The sequence below is a fragment of the Pseudomonas alkylphenolica genome (assembly GCF_016009175.1).
Classification (GTDB): Bacteria; Pseudomonadota; Gammaproteobacteria; order Pseudomonadales; family Pseudomonadaceae; genus Aquipseudomonas; species Aquipseudomonas alkylphenolica_B.
In genome coordinates, this window is the sequence record NZ_JADUCM010000010.1 from 149,930 (window position 1) to 166,420 (window position 16,491).

General features: G+C 63.6%; 13 protein-coding genes. 12 read left to right on the plus strand and 1 reads right to left on the minus strand.

The window, feature by feature from the left end; genetic code table 11:
- Positions 1 to 118 precede the first annotated feature (118 nt).
- The 5 genes from I5S59_RS11900 to I5S59_RS11920 are packed head-to-tail and all read left to right on the plus strand — an operon-like array spanning position 119 to position 7,045.
- Positions 119 to 910, plus strand: coding sequence for an enoyl-CoA hydratase/isomerase family protein (locus tag I5S59_RS11900; protein ID WP_197876776.1), 792 nt, complete (start codon positions 119 to 121; stop codon positions 908 to 910).
- Between the two features lie 31 nt (positions 911 to 941).
- A complete protein-coding gene (locus I5S59_RS11905; RefSeq protein WP_197876778.1) occupies positions 942 to 2,102 on the plus strand; it encodes an acyl-CoA dehydrogenase family protein in 1,161 nt (386 codons plus the stop codon).
- An 18-nt stretch (positions 2,103 to 2,120) separates the two neighbouring features.
- A complete protein-coding gene (locus I5S59_RS11910) occupies positions 2,121 to 4,220 on the plus strand; it encodes an acetate--CoA ligase family protein (RefSeq protein WP_197876780.1) in 2,100 nt (699 codons plus the stop codon).
- A 10-nt stretch (positions 4,221 to 4,230) separates the two neighbouring features.
- Positions 4,231 to 5,838, plus strand: coding sequence for a 5-guanidino-2-oxopentanoate decarboxylase (locus tag I5S59_RS11915; protein WP_197876781.1), 1,608 nt, complete (start codon positions 4,231 to 4,233; stop codon positions 5,836 to 5,838).
- A 28-nt stretch (positions 5,839 to 5,866) separates the two neighbouring features.
- Positions 5,867 to 7,045 (plus strand): pyridoxal phosphate-dependent aminotransferase, encoded by a 1,179-nt coding sequence (locus I5S59_RS11920; RefSeq protein WP_197876782.1) that lies wholly within the window; start codon positions 5,867 to 5,869, stop codon positions 7,043 to 7,045.
- Positions 7,046 to 7,142: 97 nt separating this feature from the next.
- Here I5S59_RS11920 and I5S59_RS11925 read toward each other — a convergent pair whose 3' ends face one another.
- Positions 7,143 to 7,580, minus strand: a complete 438-nt coding sequence (locus I5S59_RS11925) for an Rrf2 family transcriptional regulator (RefSeq protein ID WP_197876784.1) — start codon at positions 7,578 to 7,580, stop codon at positions 7,143 to 7,145.
- A gap of 162 nt (positions 7,581 to 7,742) precedes the next feature.
- Here I5S59_RS11925 and I5S59_RS11930 point away from each other — a divergent pair, with 162 nt between their 5' ends.
- From I5S59_RS11930 to I5S59_RS11960, 7 genes are all read left to right on the plus strand, one after another.
- Positions 7,743 to 9,344: an ABC transporter substrate-binding protein gene (locus I5S59_RS11930; protein ID WP_197876786.1), complete on the plus strand. Its 1,602-nt coding sequence runs from the start codon at positions 7,743 to 7,745 to the stop codon at positions 9,342 to 9,344.
- A 52-nt stretch (positions 9,345 to 9,396) separates the two neighbouring features.
- Positions 9,397 to 10,356: an ABC transporter permease gene (locus tag I5S59_RS11935; RefSeq protein ID WP_197876788.1), complete on the plus strand. Its 960-nt coding sequence runs from the start codon at positions 9,397 to 9,399 to the stop codon at positions 10,354 to 10,356.
- 3 nt (positions 10,357 to 10,359) lie between these two features.
- Entirely contained in the window at positions 10,360 to 11,187 is an 828-nt protein-coding gene (locus I5S59_RS11940) for an ABC transporter permease (RefSeq protein WP_197876789.1), read from the plus strand.
- Positions 11,188 to 11,189: 2 nt separating this feature from the next.
- Positions 11,190 to 12,836 carry an ABC transporter ATP-binding protein gene (locus I5S59_RS11945; protein ID WP_197876791.1) on the plus strand — a complete coding sequence of 549 codons (1,647 nt, stop codon included), beginning with the start codon at positions 11,190 to 11,192 and terminating at the stop codon, positions 12,834 to 12,836.
- An 11-nt stretch (positions 12,837 to 12,847) separates the two neighbouring features.
- A complete protein-coding gene (locus I5S59_RS11950; protein ID WP_197876792.1) occupies positions 12,848 to 13,549 on the plus strand; it encodes an NAD(P)H-dependent oxidoreductase in 702 nt (233 codons plus the stop codon).
- Positions 13,550 to 13,808: 259 nt separating this feature from the next.
- Positions 13,809 to 14,912 (plus strand): polyamine ABC transporter substrate-binding protein, encoded by a 1,104-nt coding sequence (locus I5S59_RS11955; protein WP_197876794.1) that lies wholly within the window; start codon positions 13,809 to 13,811, stop codon positions 14,910 to 14,912.
- Positions 14,913 to 14,945: 33 nt separating this feature from the next.
- Positions 14,946 to 16,364 carry an aminotransferase gene (locus I5S59_RS11960; RefSeq protein WP_197876795.1) on the plus strand — a complete coding sequence of 473 codons (1,419 nt, stop codon included), beginning with the start codon at positions 14,946 to 14,948 and terminating at the stop codon, positions 16,362 to 16,364.
- The last annotated feature ends 127 nt before the right edge of the window (positions 16,365 to 16,491 follow it).

Consider the following 16,491-nt stretch of genomic DNA (forward strand, 5'->3'; position numbering starts at 1 on the left):
GTTTGTTTTTAATCTATTACATAACAAGCGTTGCCCGATTGTCTCCTTGTTGAACACTCGTTTAGTATGGCCTCAAGTCCTACCCCCTCACGCCAACCACAATAATTCGAGGCCTCCCATGACTACTTCCCCGTCACTGCTGAGCAATGTCGAAGCCGGCGTTGCCTGGATCACCCTCAACCGTCCCGATCAGCGCAACGCGCTGGACATCCCCAGCCTGAAGAAGCTGCATGCCTTGCTTGAAGACTGTAACGCCGACCCCGCGGTGCGGGTGGTGGTGCTGACCGGCAGCGGGCGCAGTTTCTGCGCCGGCGCGGACCTCGCCGAGTGGGCTGAAGCCGAAGCCCGTGGTGCGCTGGAAAGCTACGGCTGGACCGAGACCGCCCACGCCCTGATGCAACGCCTGCACAGCCTCGACAAACCGACGATTGCCGCCATCAACGGCACTGCTGTTGGCGCCGGGATGGACCTGACCCTGTGCTGCGACCTGCGTGTGGCCGCCACCTCGGCGCGTTTCAAGGCGGGCTACACCAGCATGGCCTACAGCCCTGATGCCGGGGCCAGCTGGCATTTGCCACGGCTGATTGGCAGCGAGCAGGCCAAACGCCTGCTGTTCCTCGATGAACTCTGGGGCGCGGAGCGGGCGCTGGCCGCCGGGCTGGTTGGCGAGGTGTGCGCCGATGACCAGCTACTGGCGGTGACCGCCGAACTGGCCGGGCGCCTGGCCAATGGCCCGACCTTCGCCTTCGCCCAGACCAAACGCCTGATACGCGACGGCGCTCAACGCACCCTCAGCGAGCAGTTGCAGGCGGAACTGGCTGCCGGATTGCTGTGCGGGCGCAGTGAGGATGGCAACGAAGCATTGCGTGCGGCGGTTGAAAAACGCGCGGCAAAATTTGTTGGTAAATAAGTACTTACTCAACCTTCTTCAGGAACATTCCATGAATTTCCAACTGACCCAAGAACAAGAAATGTTGGTGGAAGCGGTACGTAGTTTCGTTGCCAAGGAGCTGCTGCCCCACGAGGAGGCTGTCGATCGCGCCGATGAGGTGTCGCCTGAGCTGGCGGCGCAGATTCGCGGCAAGGCGATCGCTGCAGGCTTTTACGCATTCAACATGCCCGAAGAAGTCGGCGGTGGCGGTCTCGATTACCTGTCCCAGGCATTGATCGAGCGTGAGCTGTCGAAGGTGTCGTGGGCGGTGCATGTGTTTGTCGCGCGCCCGTCGAAGATTCTCATGGCCTGCAAGGGCGAACAGATCAACGACTACCTGCTGCCGTGCATCCAGGGCGAGAAGGTCGACTGCTTTGCCTTGACCGAACCGGGCGCCGGTTCTGACGCCAACGCGATCAAGACCCGTGCCGTGCGTGAAGGGGACGATTTCGTTCTCAATGGCAGCAAACACTTCATCAGCCACGCCGGACATGCCGATTTCGCCATCGTCTTTGCCGTGACCGACACCTATGAGCACAACGGCCGCAAGCGCAACGCGGTTACCGCGTTCCTGGTCGACCGTGGTACGCCCGGCATGACCATTCGCCGTGGCCCCAAGTGTGTGAGCAACCGCGGTTATCACACCTACGAGCTGTTTTTCGACGATTGCCGCGTGCCAGCCAGCAAAGTGCTGGGCGAGGTGGGCAAGGGCTGGGAAGTGGCCAACGCCTGGCTCACCGCCGGGCGGGTAATGGTCGCTGCCAACTGCGTCGGCCAGGCCCAGCGCGCCCTGGATGTCTCGCTGCAATGGGCGGCGGACCGCAAGCAGTTCGGCCAGCCGATCGGTACCTACCAGGGCGTGTCGTTCAAGCTGGCCGACATGGCCACGCAGATCCGCGCCGCCGAGCTGTTGACCCTGCACACCGCCTGGAAGATGGACCAGGGCAGCATGACCGATGGTGAGGCCGGTATGGCCAAACTGTTTGCCAGTGAAGTGCTGGGCAAGGTCGCCGACGAAGCCGTGCAGATTTTCGGCGGCATGGGCCTGATGGATGAAGGCCCGGTGGAGCGGATCTGGCGCAATGCGCGGATCGAGCGGATCTGGGAGGGCACCTCGGAGATCCAGCGGCACATCATTTCCCGCGAACTGTTGCGCCCTCTGTTGCGTTGATCGGGTCGGAGAACTCCTATGTCGCAGTCGATTCGTGACAACCTCAAGCGCCTGCTGGCGCCACGTCATCTGGCCTTTGTCGGCGGACGCAGCATGGCCCGCGCGCTCAAGCGCTGTGCCGAAGGCGGTTATCAAGGCCAGATGTGGTTGGTCAACCCGCAGCACGACAGCATTGACGGCATTCCTTGCGTACGTAGCGTGGCTGAGTTGCCGTGTGGCCCGGATGCGGTGTTCATCGCTACCAACCGTGAACTGACGCTCACCTGCGTCGCCGAACTGGCCGCCATCGATGCCGGCGGGGCGATCTGCTACGCCTCGGGCTTTGCCGAAGCCGGTGCCGAAGGCCAGGCACTGCAACAGCAACTTCTGAAGGCCGCTGGCAACATGGCGTTGCTCGGCCCGAACTGCTACGGCTTGCTCGACTACCTGCACAACAGTGCGCTGTGGCCGGTGGCCCATGGTGGCAAGGCGGTGGACAAGGGCGTGGCGATCCTGACCCAAAGCGGCAACTTCGCCTACAACCTGTCGATGAGCGACCGCTCGTTGCCGGTGGCCTACATGGCCTCGGTCGGCAACCAGGCGCAGCTGGGCATCGCCGAACTGATGGATGTGCTGCTCGATGAACCGCGGGTAACGGCGATCGGCTTGCATCTTGAGGGCCTGAAGAACGTTCCGGGCTTTGCCCGCGCGGCACACAAGGCGCTGGAGAAGGGCATTCCGATCATCGCCCTGAAAACCGGGGTGTCGCAGATGGGTGCCGAGCTGGCCCTCAGTCATACCAGCTCGCTGTCCGGTTCCGATGCGCTCTACGACAGCCTGTTCCAGCGCCTGGGGGTGATTCGCGTCAGCGGCCCGGTGAGTTTTGCCGAAACCCTCAAGGCCGCTGCCTGTGGCAACTTGCCCAAAGGCCGCAGCCTGATCGCCCTGGCCTGTTCCGGTGGCGATGCCGGACTGATCGCCGATTACGCCGAACGCAACGACCTGAGCCTGCCCAAACTCGATGTAACTCAGGTTGATGAACTGGCTCAGGTACTGCCGGCCTATGCCAACCTGGTCAACCCGCTGGACTTCACCACGGCCATCTGGGGCGACGGCGCCGCCCTTGAGCGCATGCTCGACAGTGCCCTGCGCAGCGAGGCCGATGCGGCCATGCTGGTGCTTGACTACCCGGCCGAATTTACCGGCGAACGCAAGGAGTGCGACCTGCTGCTGGAACTGTACAGCGCTGCGCTCAAGCGCCACGGCAAGATCGGCTTTGTTACCTCGGCCTTCCCCGAGCTGCTGCCGGCCAGTGCCCGCGAACGCCTGCATGGCCATGGCATTGCGGCGTTGCAAGGGGTTGAGGACGGGCTGGCAGCCTGGGGGCGGATCGCCGGCTACCAGAGCCAGCGTCAGGCCTTGTTGGCATTGGGCGAGTCGGCGCTGGTGCCGCTGTGCCCGCATGCGCTGGCAGGTGAGGGCGAGTTGCTCAATGAGTGGGATTCCAAGCAGGCATTGAAGGCTTTCGGCCTGCCGGTTCCCGCGGGCGTACTGAGCAGCGCCGATCAGGCCGTCAAGGCTGCAGAGGCGGTGGGTTATCCCCTGGTGCTCAAGGCTGTCAGTGCGCAATTGCCGCACAAGACCGAAGCCGGGGCCGTGGCGTTGAACCTGCGCGATGCGCAAGCGCTGGACACCGCCGTAAAACAGATGCGCGAACGGATTGGCGCCTATGCGCCGCAGGTGGCGTTTGACCAGGTATTGCTCGAACCGATGGCCAGCGCGCCACTGGCCGAGCTGATCGTCGGTATCAAGCCTGAAAACGACTTCGGCCTGGCCTTGGTGATCGGTGCGGGCGGCATCCTCGTCGAACTGCTCAAGGACAGCAAGACTCTGCTGCTGCCAACCACCGATGGCGCCATTCGCGCAGCCGTGCTCGGTTTGCGCAGTGCCAGCCTGTTGCAGGGCTTTCGTGGCCGTGAACACGCCGACCTCGATGCCTTGGTCGCAGCCATCCGCGCCGTCGCCGACTACGCCTGCGAAAACGCCGGGCAATTGCTGGAACTGGATGTGAACCCATTAATGGTTGGTGCTCAAGGCACCACCGCGGTCGATGCCTTGATCCGCCTCGGCCAGGCGTAAGGAGCACAACATGCACAACACTCCATTGACTGGCGGCCAGGCACTGGTCCGCCTGTTGGCCAACTACGGTGTCGATACCGTGTTCGGCATTCCCGGGGTGCACACCCTGGAGTTGTACCGTGGCCTGCCCGGCAGCGGCATTCGTCACGTCCTCACCCGCCATGAGCAAGGCGCAGGCTTCATGGCCGACGGTTATGCACGGGTCAGCGGCAAGCCCGGTGTGTGCTTTGTCATCACTGGCCCGGGTGTCACCAACGCCGCCACGGCCATCGGCCAGGCTTATGCCGACTCGATCCCGATGCTGGTGATTTCCAGCGTCAACCACACTGCAAGCCTGGGCAAGGGCTGGGGCTGCCTGCACGAGACGCAGGACCAGCGCGCCATGACCGCGCCGATCACCGCGTTTTCTGCGGTGGCCTTGAGCGCCGAAGACCTGCCGGAACTGGTTGCCCGCGCCTATGCGGTGTTCGACAGCGAGCGGCCACGCCCGGTGCATATTTCCGTGCCGCTGGACGTGCTGGCGGCACCCGTCAAGCGTGACTGGAGCACCGAAGTGGTCCGCCGCCCAGGCCGTGGCCTGCCGTCCGGCAGCGTTCTGGAGCAGGCAGCGGCAAAACTGGCTGCAGCCAAACGGCCGATGATCATCGCCGGTGGTGGGGCACTGCAGGCCGCGGATGTACTGGAACAGCTGAGCACCCGCTTGGCGGCGCCGCTGTTCACCAGCGTTGCCGGCAAGGGCCTGCTGGCACCGGAAGCGCCGCTGAGTGCCGGCGCAAGCCTGTGTGTCGAGCCGGGCTGGAAACTGATTGCCGAAGCCGACGTGATTCTGGCCGTAGGCACCGAGATGGCCGCCACCGACTTCTGGCGCGAGCGCCTGGAGCTCAACGGCGAACTGCTGCGGGTGGACATCGACTCACGCAAGTTCAACGACTTCTATCCCTGTGCGCTGGCGTTGCAGGGCGATGCGCGGCTGACTGTCGGCGCGTTGCTGGAGCATTTGCCGGACAGCAAGCGTGACGCCGAGGCGGCTATCGCCAACGTTGCTGCCTTGCGCCAGGCTGTCAGGGCCAGCCATGGCCCGTTGCAGACCATTCACCAGGCGATTCTCGACCGGGTGGCGGCCGAGTTGCCGGCTAATGCCTTTATCAGTACGGACATGACCCAGCTGGCCTATACCGGCAACTATGCCTTTGCCAGCCGGGCGCCGCGCAGCTGGCTGCACCCGACCGGCTACGGGACCCTGGGTTACGGCGTGCCGGCGGGAATTGGCGGCATGTTTGCCACTGACGATCGCCCGGGCCTGGTGCTGGTCGGCGACGGCGGCTTCCTCTACACCGCCCAGGAACTGGCCACGGCCGTTGAAGAGCTGGACCGGCCACTGGTGGTGCTACTGTGGAACAACGACGCGCTGGGGCAGATTCGCGACGACATGCTCAACCTGGATATCGAGCCGATCGGGGTGCTGCCGCGCAACCCGGACTTCGCCGGGCTCGGGCGGGCGTATGGTTGCACCGTGGCCCAGCCTCGTAGCCTCGATGAACTGCAACAGGAACTGCGCACCGGCTTTGCCCGCAACAGCGTGACCCTGATCGAGCTCAAGCACGCCTGCGCTCGCTGACGTCCATACCCCATTAAGGAGGATTGCCATGCGCTTTTCCGCTCTGACCCAACGCATTGCCGGTGACGGCGCTGCCGCCTGGGATATTCACTACCGTGCCCTTGAGCTGCAGGCACAAGGCAAGGACATCCTTCTGCTGTCGGTTGGCGACCCGGACTTCGACACCCCGGCGCCCATCGTCCAGGCCGCTATCGACAGCCTGCACAACGGCCACACGCACTATTCGGACGTGCGCGGCAAACTTGCCCTGCGCCAGGCCATCGCCCGCCGTCATCAGCAACGCAGCGGCCAGCGGGTCGATGCCGACCAGGTAACGGTGCTGGCGGGTGCGCAGTGCGCACTGTTCTGTGTGGCGCAATGCGTGCTGAACCCCGGTGACGAGGTGATTGTTGCCGAACCGATGTATGTCACCTATGAAGCGGTGTTCGGCGCCTGTGGCGCAACGGTGATTCCGGTGCCGGTGCGTTCCGAGAACGGCTTTCGCGTGTGTCCCGAGGATGTTGCTGCGCGCATCACCCCGCGCACCCGTGCGCTGGCGTTGAACAGTCCACACAACCCCTCGGGCGCGAGCCTGCCGCGTTCGACCTGGGAGGCGCTGGCGGAACTGTGCATCGCCCATGACCTGTGGCTGATCAGCGACGAGGTCTACAGCGAGCTGCTTTACGAGGGTGAGCACATCAGCCCCGGCAGCCTGCCGGGCATGGCCGAGCGCACGGCGACCTTGAACAGCCTGTCCAAGTCGCACGCCATGACCGGCTGGCGGGTAGGCTGGGTGGTGGGCTCGACGGCGCTGGCCACACACCTGGAAAACCTGGCGCTGTGCATGCTCTATGGCTCGCCGGACTTTATCCAGGACGCCGCTGTAGTCGCCCTGGAGCAGCCGTTGCCAGCGCTGGTTGCAATGCGCGATGCCTATCGCCAGCGCCGCGACCTGGTCTGCGAGTGCCTGGCGGATAGCCCGGGGTTGAAAGCGCTCAAGCCTGACGGCGGCATGTTCGTGATGGTCGATATCCGCGAAACCGGTCTCAGTGCCCAGGACTTCTCAAACCGCTTGCTGGACCGTCACGGTGTATCAGTGCTGGCGGGGGAGGCCTTCGGGCCGAGTGCGGCGGGGCATATCCGTTTGGGCCTGGTACTCGGTGACGAGCCACTGCGTGATGCCTGCCAGCGCATTGCCTGTTGCGCGGCAGAACTGATGGAGGCGTGAGACCAAGCGCCGCCCGCCTGGCTACTCCAACCTGTAGGAGCGAGGCTTGCCCGCGAAAGGGGCACCGCGGTGCGTGCTTCGCGGGCAAGCCACGCTCCTACAGGTTGGCGTGTTCCTTGGGCGTATCGAACGCCACAAACAACTGGTCGGCGGTAATCGCACCGAGGTCCAGGCGCATGTTGGCTTCCAGCATCGCAAACAGCCGGGTGAACACCTCGAACACCTTGCAGTGGTCTTCCATGCCGGAGAAGGGGTTGTCGATCTTCTCGGCGATCAACGAGCTTTCCTGCACCGCGTCGTACACTTCGCGCAGGGTGATTTCACTGGCCGGACGGGCCAGGGTCAGGCCGCCGTGGGCGCCACGCCAGGACTTGAGGATGTTGGCCTTGACCATCAGCGAGACCAGGCTGCGCACGCGCGTGGGGTGGGTCTTGACCCATTTGGCAATAGTCTCGGTACGCAGCTTCTGCGGGGCGTTGGCAGCCACGAACGACAGAATGTACGAGGCGGTGATCAGGCGAGTCGACTGGCTCATGGTCTGCAGAATCCTGTGAAAATTCCATCCTGAAAGGGGCTTGGCAGCGGTGTGTGATTGAGTCTAATGTAATTGTCACGATGACAAATACAAATATTTGCAGCATCGATGCGTGCGAAGTTGGCTGAATCCTTTTCTCTGCGGTTCAACAGAGGCAATGCCATGAGCGATAACAACAACAAAATTACTCAAGCGATGCACGACGGCGGCTTGCCGCGTCGCGATTTTCTCAAATTCAGCGCCACGGCCGCCGCCGTCGCCGGTGCCTTCGGCCTTGGCTTGCCGATGCGCGGCTGGGCCGAGGAGGCCACGCCAAAAGCGGGGGGTGTGCTGCGCATGGGCCTGGCCGGTGGCAGTACCACCGACTCGCGGGACCCGGGGACCTGGGCCGATACCTTCACCTTTGTCGGTTTCTCGGCGGTGTACAACACCCTCAGCGAAATTGCCGTGGATGGCAGTGCCATTCCGGAACTGGCCGAGCGTTGGGAACTGAGCCCCGACGCACGCATCTGGACCTTCATCCTGCGCAAGGGCGTGACCTTCCATAACGGCAAGACCCTGGATGCCAACGACGTCGTGGCCTCGATCCAGCATCACCTGGGCGACACGTCCACCTCGGCGGCCAAGACCGTGCTCGGGGATGTGGCCCAGGTGCGCGCCGAAGGCAACGACACTGTGGTGTTCGAGTTGCATTCGGGCAACGTCGACTTTGCTTACGTGGTGGCTGACTATCACCTGGCGATCATGCCGGCCAAGGACGGTGTGGCCGACTGGCAATCTGGCGTTGGCACCGGCGGCTACCGCCTCAAGGGATTCGAGCCCGGCGTGCGCATGGACCTGGAGCGTAGCCCGGACTACTGGAAAGCGGGCAGGGCGCATTTCGCCAGCGCCGAATTGCTGGCCATTGCCGATGGTGCGGCGCGGGTCAACGCGCTGGTCACCGGTCAAGTCGATGTGATCAACAAGGTCGACCTGAAAACCGTGGCCTTGCTCAAGCGCAACCCCAACCTGGCCATCGAGGAAACCAAAGGCGCCCAGCACTACACCTTCCCGATGCTGACCGACAGCACACAGTTCCAGGACAACAACATCCGCCTGGCCCTCAAGCATGCAATCAACCGTGAAACCTTGCTCGCCTCGGTGCTCTATGGCTACGGCCAGATCGGCAACGATCACCCGATCCAGCCCGGCAGCCGCTTCATCAACAGCGCGCTGGAACAACGCGCTTATGACCCGGACAAGGCGCGTTTCTACCTGCGCCAGGCCGGGGTCGATTCGCTCAAGGTGCGCCTGCAGGCCTCCGATGCCGCCTACACCGGCGCGGTGGATGCCTCGGTGCTGTTCAAGGAGCAGGCGCGTCAGGCCGGTATCGACATCGATGTGGTGCGCGAGCCGGCCGACGGCTTCTTCAGCAATGTGTGGATGAAGCAACCCTTCACCACCTCGTTCTTCTACAGCAGCCTGACCGCCGACCGCATGTTCAGCATTGGCTACGCCAAGGGCGCGGCCTGGAACGAAACGCACTGGGACAACACGCGCTTCAACGAACTGCTCAATGCCGCCCGGGGCGAGATGAACGCGCCGCTGCGTCAGGAGATGTACAACGAAATGCAGGCCCTGTGCCGCGACGACGGCGGCGCCATCGTGCCGCTGTTCGCAAGCTCGGTAGCCGCCCGCTCCAGGCGCGTCACCCATGCCGGGGTGACCGCACCCTATGGCGAGCTGGACGGCCTGCGCCTGATCGAGCGCTGGTGGCAGGCCTGAGGGCCGGACCTGCCGCGTCACCTTTCGTTGTGTCTGTTCGAGGAGCTGTCCGGTGAATAGTCTTTACAAACTGCTTGTGCAGCGCCTGGCCCTGGGCCTGTTGTCGCTGTTTGCGGTGGCGGTGATCATCTTTCTGGCCGTGGGCATGCTGCCTGGCGACGTCGCCGAGGCCATGCTCGGCCAGGCTGCCACGCCCGAAACCGTTGCCGCACTGCGTGCCCAACTGGGCCTGGATGTACCGGCACTGACCCGCTTCGGCCAATGGGCCTGGCACCTGCTGCACGGTGATCTCGGCGTGTCGCTGGCCAACCAGCGGCCGATTGCCGAACTGATCGCCAGCCGCCTGGCCAACACCTTCAGCCTGGCGTTGCTGGCGGCACTGGTCTCGGTACCGGTGGCGCTGTTGCTGGGCATGCTCGCGGCGCTGTACCGCAACAGCTGGTTCGACCGCCTGCTCAATACCAGCGCCTTGAGTGCGGTGTCGTTCCCCGAATTCTTTGTCGCCTACATCCTGATCCTGGTGTTCGCGGTGAAGCTCAACTGGTTGCCAAGCATCTCCAACCTGGCCCCGGGAGCCGGCTTTGGCGAAGTGCTGGAGCGTTCACTGTTGCCGGTGCTGACCCTGAGCCTGGTGGTGATCGCGCAGATGATGCGCATGACCCGTGCAGCGCTGATCAACCTGCTGGCCAGCCCCTACATCGAAATGGCCCGGCTCAAGGGCATCAGTCCGGCACGGATCATCTTCCGCCATGCCTTGCCCAATGCCCTGGCACCGATCATCAACGTCGTGGCGCTGAACCTGGCTTACCTGGTGGTGGGTGTGGTGGTGGTCGAGGTGGTGTTCGTGTACCCGGGGCTCGGCCAGTTGCTGGTCGACTCGGTGGCCAAGCGTGACATCCCGGTGGTGCAGGCCTGCAGTCTGATCTTCGCCGCCACCTACATCCTGCTCAATACCACGGCCGATGTGCTGTCGATTGCCAGCAACCCACGCCTGATGCATCCGAAGGGGTAAGCCATGAGCCTGTTCAAGCAACTGCTGCGCGCACCGCTGAGTGCCAAGTTCGGCCTGGCGGTGATTGTCCTGTACGTGCTGGTGGCGCTGTTTGCGCCGGTGCTGGCGCCCTATGGCGAGACCCAGGTGGTCGGCGAGGGTTTCGCACCGTGGGGCAGCGAGTTCCTGCTGGGTACCGATAACCTTGGGCGCGACATGTTCAGTCGCCTGGTCTATGGCGCCCGCAACACCCTGGGCATCGCCTTTCTGACGACTGCTCTGGCCTTTGCCTTGGGCGGCTTTTGCGGGCTGGTAGCGGCGATCAAGGGTGGCTGGGTCGACCAGGGGCTGTCGCGGGTGGTGGACGTTCTCATGGCCATCCCGCAGCTGATCTTTGCCTTGCTGATCCTCAGCGTGGTCGGCACCACCGCCACCTCGCTGGTGCTGGTGATTGCCCTGCTGGACGCCACGCGGGTGTTTCGCCTGTCGCGGGCAGTGGCCATGACCGTGGTGGTCCAGGACTTTGTCGAAGCGGCGCGGCTGCGTGGCGAAGGGCTGTGGTGGCTGGTCAGCCGTGAAGTGTTGCCCAATGCCGCGGCCCCGTTGATTGCCGAGTTCGGCTTGCGCTTCTGCTTTGTCTTCCTGTTCATCAGTGCGCTGTCGTTCCTGGGCCTGGGTATCCAGCCGCCAACCGCCGACTGGGGCAGCATGGTGCGCGACAACGCGGTGCTGATCACCTTCGGTGATATCAGCCCATTGTTGCCGGCCCTGGCCGTGGCCCTGATCACTGTCAGCGTCAATTTCGTCGTGGACTGGGTGCTGCACGCATCCAGCGGCCTCAAGGAGTGCTGAGCATGACCCAAGTGAACATTCAAAAGCCGCTGCTGGAAATCCGCGACCTGCGCATCGAAGGTCACTATGAAGACGCCTGGCACCCGTTGCTCAAAGGCATTGACCTGACCCTGCAACGCGGTGAGGTGCTGGGCTTGATCGGCGAGTCGGGGGCGGGCAAGTCGACGCTGGGCCTGGCATCGATGGGTTATGTCCGCGACGGCTGCCGGATCACCGGCGGTTCGGTGCGCTTTGACGGCATGGAGCTGGTCGGCGCCCGTGCCGAAGCCTTGCGCAAGCTGCGCGGCCTGCGTATCGCCTATGTGGCGCAAAGCGCGGCGGCCTCGTTCAACCCGGCTCACCGGCTGATCGACCAGCATGTCGAAACCGCGGTGAAGAACGGCGGTATCGACCGTGCCCAGGCCGAAGCCGAAGCGGTAGAGCTGTACCGCGTGCTGCGCTTGCCCAATCCCGAGCAGATCGGCCAGCGCTATCCGCACCAGGTCTCCGGTGGCCAGCTGCAACGGGTGATGACGGCGATGGCCATGGCCTGCCACCCGGACCTGATCGTTTTCGACGAACCGACCACGGCGCTGGACGTCACCACCCAGATCGAAGTGCTGGCGGCGATTCGCGATGCGGTGAAAACCTATGGCAGCGCCGCGTTGTACATCAGCCACGACCTCGCGGTGGTGGCGCAGATGGCCGACCGCATCATGGTCTTGCGCCACGGCAAGCTGGTGGAGGAGGCCGACACCCGCAGCATGCTCGATGCACCGCAGCAGGAATACACCAGATCGCTGTGGGCGGTGCGCAGTTTCCGCACCGAACCGAAAACCTGTGCCGCGCAGCAACGGCCCTTGCTGGAGGTCCGTCAGGCGTGCGCCAGTTATGGCCAGCAACCGGTGCTGCATGATGTCTCGCTCACGCTCCATCGCGGCCAGACTCTGGCGGTGATCGGCGAGTCTGGCAGTGGCAAAAGCTCCACCGCGCGGCTGATCACCGGCCTGCTGCCGCCGACAGCGGGGCAGGTGCTGTATGACGGCGAAGCCTTGCCGGCCGATTTTCGCCGCCGCAGCAAGGAGCAACTGCGCCGTATCCAGATGATCTACCAGATCCCCGACACCGCGCTGAACCCACGCCAGCGCATCGTCGACATCATCGGCCGGCCGCTGACCTTCTACCTCGGGCTCAAGGGCCAGGCCATGCGCAAACGGGTGGCCGAGCTGCTGGAAATGATCGAGCTGGACCCGGCGGTGTACATGGAGCGCCAGCCGCGGGAACTGTCCGGCGGGCAGAAGCAGCGCATCTGCATTGCCCGAGCACTGGCCGCAGAGCCTCAGTTGATCATCTGCGACGAGGTCACCTCGGCGCTGGACCAACTGGTGGCCGAGGGCGTGCTCAAGTTGCTCAACCGCATCCAGCAGCAACTGGGGGTGGCCTACCTGTTCATTACCCACGATGTGGCCACGGTGCGTGCCATCGCCGACCAGGTGCTGGTGATGCAACGCGGACGCGTGGTGGATCACGGCAGCCGCGATGCCATCTTCAGCCCGCCGTACCGCGACTACACCGGGCTGCTGTTCTCGTCCGAGCCGGAAATGGACCCGGACTGGCTCAATCGCCTGCTGGCCAGCCGCGCAGCACCTTCTACATTGCAACCTGTTTAAGGAAATTCCTGATGAATGTCTTGATCGTTCACGCTCATCCCGAGCCGCAATCCTTTACCGCCGCCTTGCGTGACACCGCCGTGGAGACCTTCCAGGCGCAAGGGCATCAGGTACAGGTCAGTGACCTGTATGCGATGAACTGGAACCCGGTGGCCAGTGCCGACGATTTTGCCACCCGGGAGAACCCCGAGTACCTGGTGTATGCCCTGGAGCAGCGCCTGGGCGTCAAGAGCGGCTCGATTGCCGCCGATATCCAGGCCGAGCTGGACAAGCTGCTGTGGGCCGACCTGGTGGTGCTCAACTTCCCGATCTTCTGGTTCTCGGCGCCGGCCATCCTCAAGGGCTGGATCGACCGGGTGCTGGTGTCGGGCGTCTGTTATGGCGGCAAGCGCTTCTATGACCAGGGCGGGCTGGCCGGCAAGAAGGCCCTGGTGACCGTGACCCTCGGCGGGCGTGAGCACATGTTTGGTGAAGGGGCGATTCACGGGCCGCTGGAAGACATGCTGCGCCCGATTCTGCGTGGCACGCTGGCGTATGTCGGCTTTGATGTACTGGCGCCGTTTGTGGCGTGGCATGTGCCGTATATCAGTGACGAGGCGCGCAAAGACTTCCTGCGCAGTTATCAGCAGCGCCTGCAGCACCTGTCGGATGACCAGCCGCTGGCGTTTCCTCGCTTGTCGCAGTTCGACGAGGCGTTGTACCCCTTGGCTTGACCACACCGCCGTCCTGTACGCCGCGGTGTGTCGGCTGTACCGCGTTACCGTTGGGATTGCCTTGTGTATCCGTAGGAGCCAGGCTTGCCGGCGAACCAGGCGCCGCGGTGTACCTGTTGCACCGCGTTATCGTTCTTCGCGGGCAAGCCTCGCTCCTACAGAAGGAAGACCTACCCATTCGGGTTATGGTCGCGGCGCGCGAATGCTCAGATAGTAACCCCATCGGCTCATCCCGAGCAGTCACACGACGGAGTTGCTAATGCGCAAGGCAATGAAGGTGATGTGCGGTATGTTGCTGGCGTCTTCGGCCATGGTCACCCTGGCCGCTGAAGTGGACGCCAGCAACACACTCAGGCTGTACAACTGGACGGACTACATCGGCGAAACCACGCTGGCCGATTTCGAGAAGGCCACCGGCATCAAGGTGATCTACGACACCTTCGATGGCTACGAAACCGTGCAGACCAAATTGCTGACCGGCCGCTCCGGCTACGACCTGGTCATGCTCAACGCCTCCCTGGCGCCACCGTTGATCAAGGCCGGCGTTTTTCAGGCCCTCGACAAACAACAGCTGCCCAGCTGGCACAACCTCGATACCCAGGTGGTGCAGGCCCTGCAAGGCTACGACCCGGGCCTGACCTATTCGGCGCCCTACACCTGGGGCAGCAACGGCGTGACCTACAACGTCGACAAGATCAAGGCGCGCATGCCCGATGCCCCGATCGGCTCGCTGGCGATGCTGTTCGACCCGAAAATCGTCTCGCGTTTCGCCGACTGCGGCGTCACCCTGATGGACGCACCCACGGAGGTGATCCCGCTCGCGCTCAAATACCTCGGCAAAGCCCCGCGCAGCGCCGCCCCGGCCGACCTCAAGGCTGCCGAAAAACTGCTGCTGGACATCCGCCCCTATATCAAGAAATTCGACTCGGTGAACTACCTCACCAGCCTGCCCAATGGCGATGTGTGCATGGCCCTGACCTGGTCGGGCGACTATGCCATCGCCCAGGCCCGCGCCGAGGAAGCGAAGAAAGACATCAAGCTGTCGTTCTTCATCCCCAAAGAGGGTTCGCTGATCTGGTTCGACAACCTTTACCTGCCCAAAGACGCCCCGCACAGCGCCAATGCCCACCGCTTTATCGAGTTCCTGCTGCAGCCGCAGACCATGGCGCAGGTGACCAACTACATCCGCTACGCCAACAGCAATGCCGCGGCCACCACCCTGGTGCAGGCGGACATCCGCAACGACCCGGCGATCTACCCCGACGACGCCACCCGGGAACGCCTGTTTGCCCAGAAAACCCAGGATGCGCGTGACATGCGCGCCATCACCCGGGTCTGGAGCACGGTCAAGACCGGTCTCTGAAACCTTCCTTTTCCCTTCGCCAAGGAACTGACCATGGCTACGTCAAACAATGCGTTCGCAACACCGCTTGCCCATGACCCGCTGGTGGAAGCCGACAAGGCCCACTACATGCACGGCTATCACATGTTCGACGAGCACCGCGAACAGGGTGCTCTGAACATCGTTGCCGGTGAGGGCGCCTACATCCGCGACACCGACGGCAACCGCTTCCTCGATGCCGTGGGTGGCATGTGGTGCACCAACATCGGCCTGGGGCGTGAGGAAATGGCCCTGGCGATTGCCGACCAGGTTCGCCAGCTGGCGTACTCCAACCCGTTCTCGGACATGGCCAACAACGTCGCCATCGAACTCTGCGAAAAGCTCGCGCAACTGGCCCCGGGCGACCTTGATCACGTGTTCCTCACCACCGGGGGTTCCACCGCGGTCGATACTGCCTACCGCCTGATCCAGTACTACCAGAACTGCCGCGACAAGCCGCACAAGAAGCACATCATTGCCCGCTACAACGCCTATCACGGCTCCACCACCCTGACCATGTCAATCGGCAACAAGGCCGCCGACCGCGTGCCGGAGTTCGACTACGCGCATCCGTTGATCCACCACGTGTCCAACCCTAACCCGTACCGGGCGCCGGATGGCATGGACGAGGCGCAGTTCCTCGAGTTTCTGGTCGCCGAGTTCGAAGACAAGATCCTCTCGCTGGGTGCAGACAATGTCGCCGCCTTCTTTGCCGAGCCGATCATGGGCTCGGGCGGGGTGATCATCCCGCCCAAGGGCTATTTCCTGCGCATGTGGCAGGTGTGCCAGACCTACGACATCCTCTTTGTAGCGGATGAAGTGGTGACGTCCTTCGGACGCCTGGGCACCTTCTTTGCCAGTGAAGAACTGTTCGGTGTGCAGCCCGACATCATCACCACCGCCAAGGGGCTGACGTCGGCGTACCTGCCGCTGGGCGCCTGCATATTTTCCGATCGTATCTGGAAGGTGATCGCCGAGCCGGGCAAGGGCCGTTGCTTTACCCATGGCTTTACCTATAGCGGGCACCCGGTGTGCTGCACCGCGGCGTTGAAGAACATCGAGATCATCGAGCGCGAGCAACTGCTCGATCACGTCAAGGACGTTGGCGGTTACCTTGAGCAGCGCCTGCAAAGCCTGCGTGAACTGCCGCTGGTGGGGGATGTGCGTTGCATGAAGCTGATGGCCTGCGTCGAGTTTGTCGCCGACAAGGCCAGCAAGGCGTTGTTTGCCGATGCGGTGAACATCGGTGAACGCATCCATCGTCGGGCCCAGGCCAAAGGCTTGCTGGTACGGCCGATCATGCACTTGAACGTGATGTCGCCGCCGCTGATCATCACCCATGCCCAGGTGGACGAGATTGTCGAGATCTTGCGCCAGTGCATCCTCGACACCGCTGCCGAGCTGCGCAAAGAAGGGCTGTACAGCGGCAGCTAAGGCATAGGTTGCCGGCGCCCCCGCCCCCCCCCCCGCCCAGCAAGGAAGAGCGAGGGCGGGGCGATGGGCTAAAACACCGGGCGTGACAAAAACACCCCACCAAACGCGGGGGGGGGGGGGGGGTTGG

Excerpts from the sequence above, each read along its gene's own strand:
- I5S59_RS11900 (WP_197876776.1), top strand. The coding sequence starts at position 119 with ATGACTACTTCCCCGTCACTGCTGAGCAATGTCGAAGCCGGCGTTGCC.
- I5S59_RS11905 (WP_197876778.1), top strand. The coding sequence starts at position 942 with ATGAATTTCCAACTGACCCAAGAACAAGAAATGTTGGTGGAAGCGGTA.
- I5S59_RS11910 (WP_197876780.1), top strand. The coding sequence starts at position 2,121 with ATGTCGCAGTCGATTCGTGACAACCTCAAGCGCCTGCTGGCGCCACGT.
- I5S59_RS11915 (WP_197876781.1), top strand. The coding sequence starts at position 4,231 with ATGCACAACACTCCATTGACTGGCGGCCAGGCACTGGTCCGCCTGTTG.
- I5S59_RS11920 (WP_197876782.1), top strand. The coding sequence starts at position 5,867 with ATGCGCTTTTCCGCTCTGACCCAACGCATTGCCGGTGACGGCGCTGCC.
- I5S59_RS11925 (WP_197876784.1), bottom strand. The coding sequence starts at position 7,580 with ATGAGCCAGTCGACTCGCCTGATCACCGCCTCGTACATTCTGTCGTTC.
- I5S59_RS11930 (WP_197876786.1), top strand. The coding sequence starts at position 7,743 with ATGAGCGATAACAACAACAAAATTACTCAAGCGATGCACGACGGCGGC.
- I5S59_RS11940 (WP_197876789.1), top strand. The coding sequence starts at position 10,360 with ATGAGCCTGTTCAAGCAACTGCTGCGCGCACCGCTGAGTGCCAAGTTC.
- I5S59_RS11945 (WP_197876791.1), top strand. The coding sequence starts at position 11,190 with ATGACCCAAGTGAACATTCAAAAGCCGCTGCTGGAAATCCGCGACCTG.
- I5S59_RS11950 (WP_197876792.1), top strand. The coding sequence starts at position 12,848 with ATGAATGTCTTGATCGTTCACGCTCATCCCGAGCCGCAATCCTTTACC.
- I5S59_RS11955 (WP_197876794.1), top strand. The coding sequence starts at position 13,809 with ATGCGCAAGGCAATGAAGGTGATGTGCGGTATGTTGCTGGCGTCTTCG.
- I5S59_RS11960 (WP_197876795.1), top strand. The coding sequence starts at position 14,946 with ATGGCTACGTCAAACAATGCGTTCGCAACACCGCTTGCCCATGACCCG.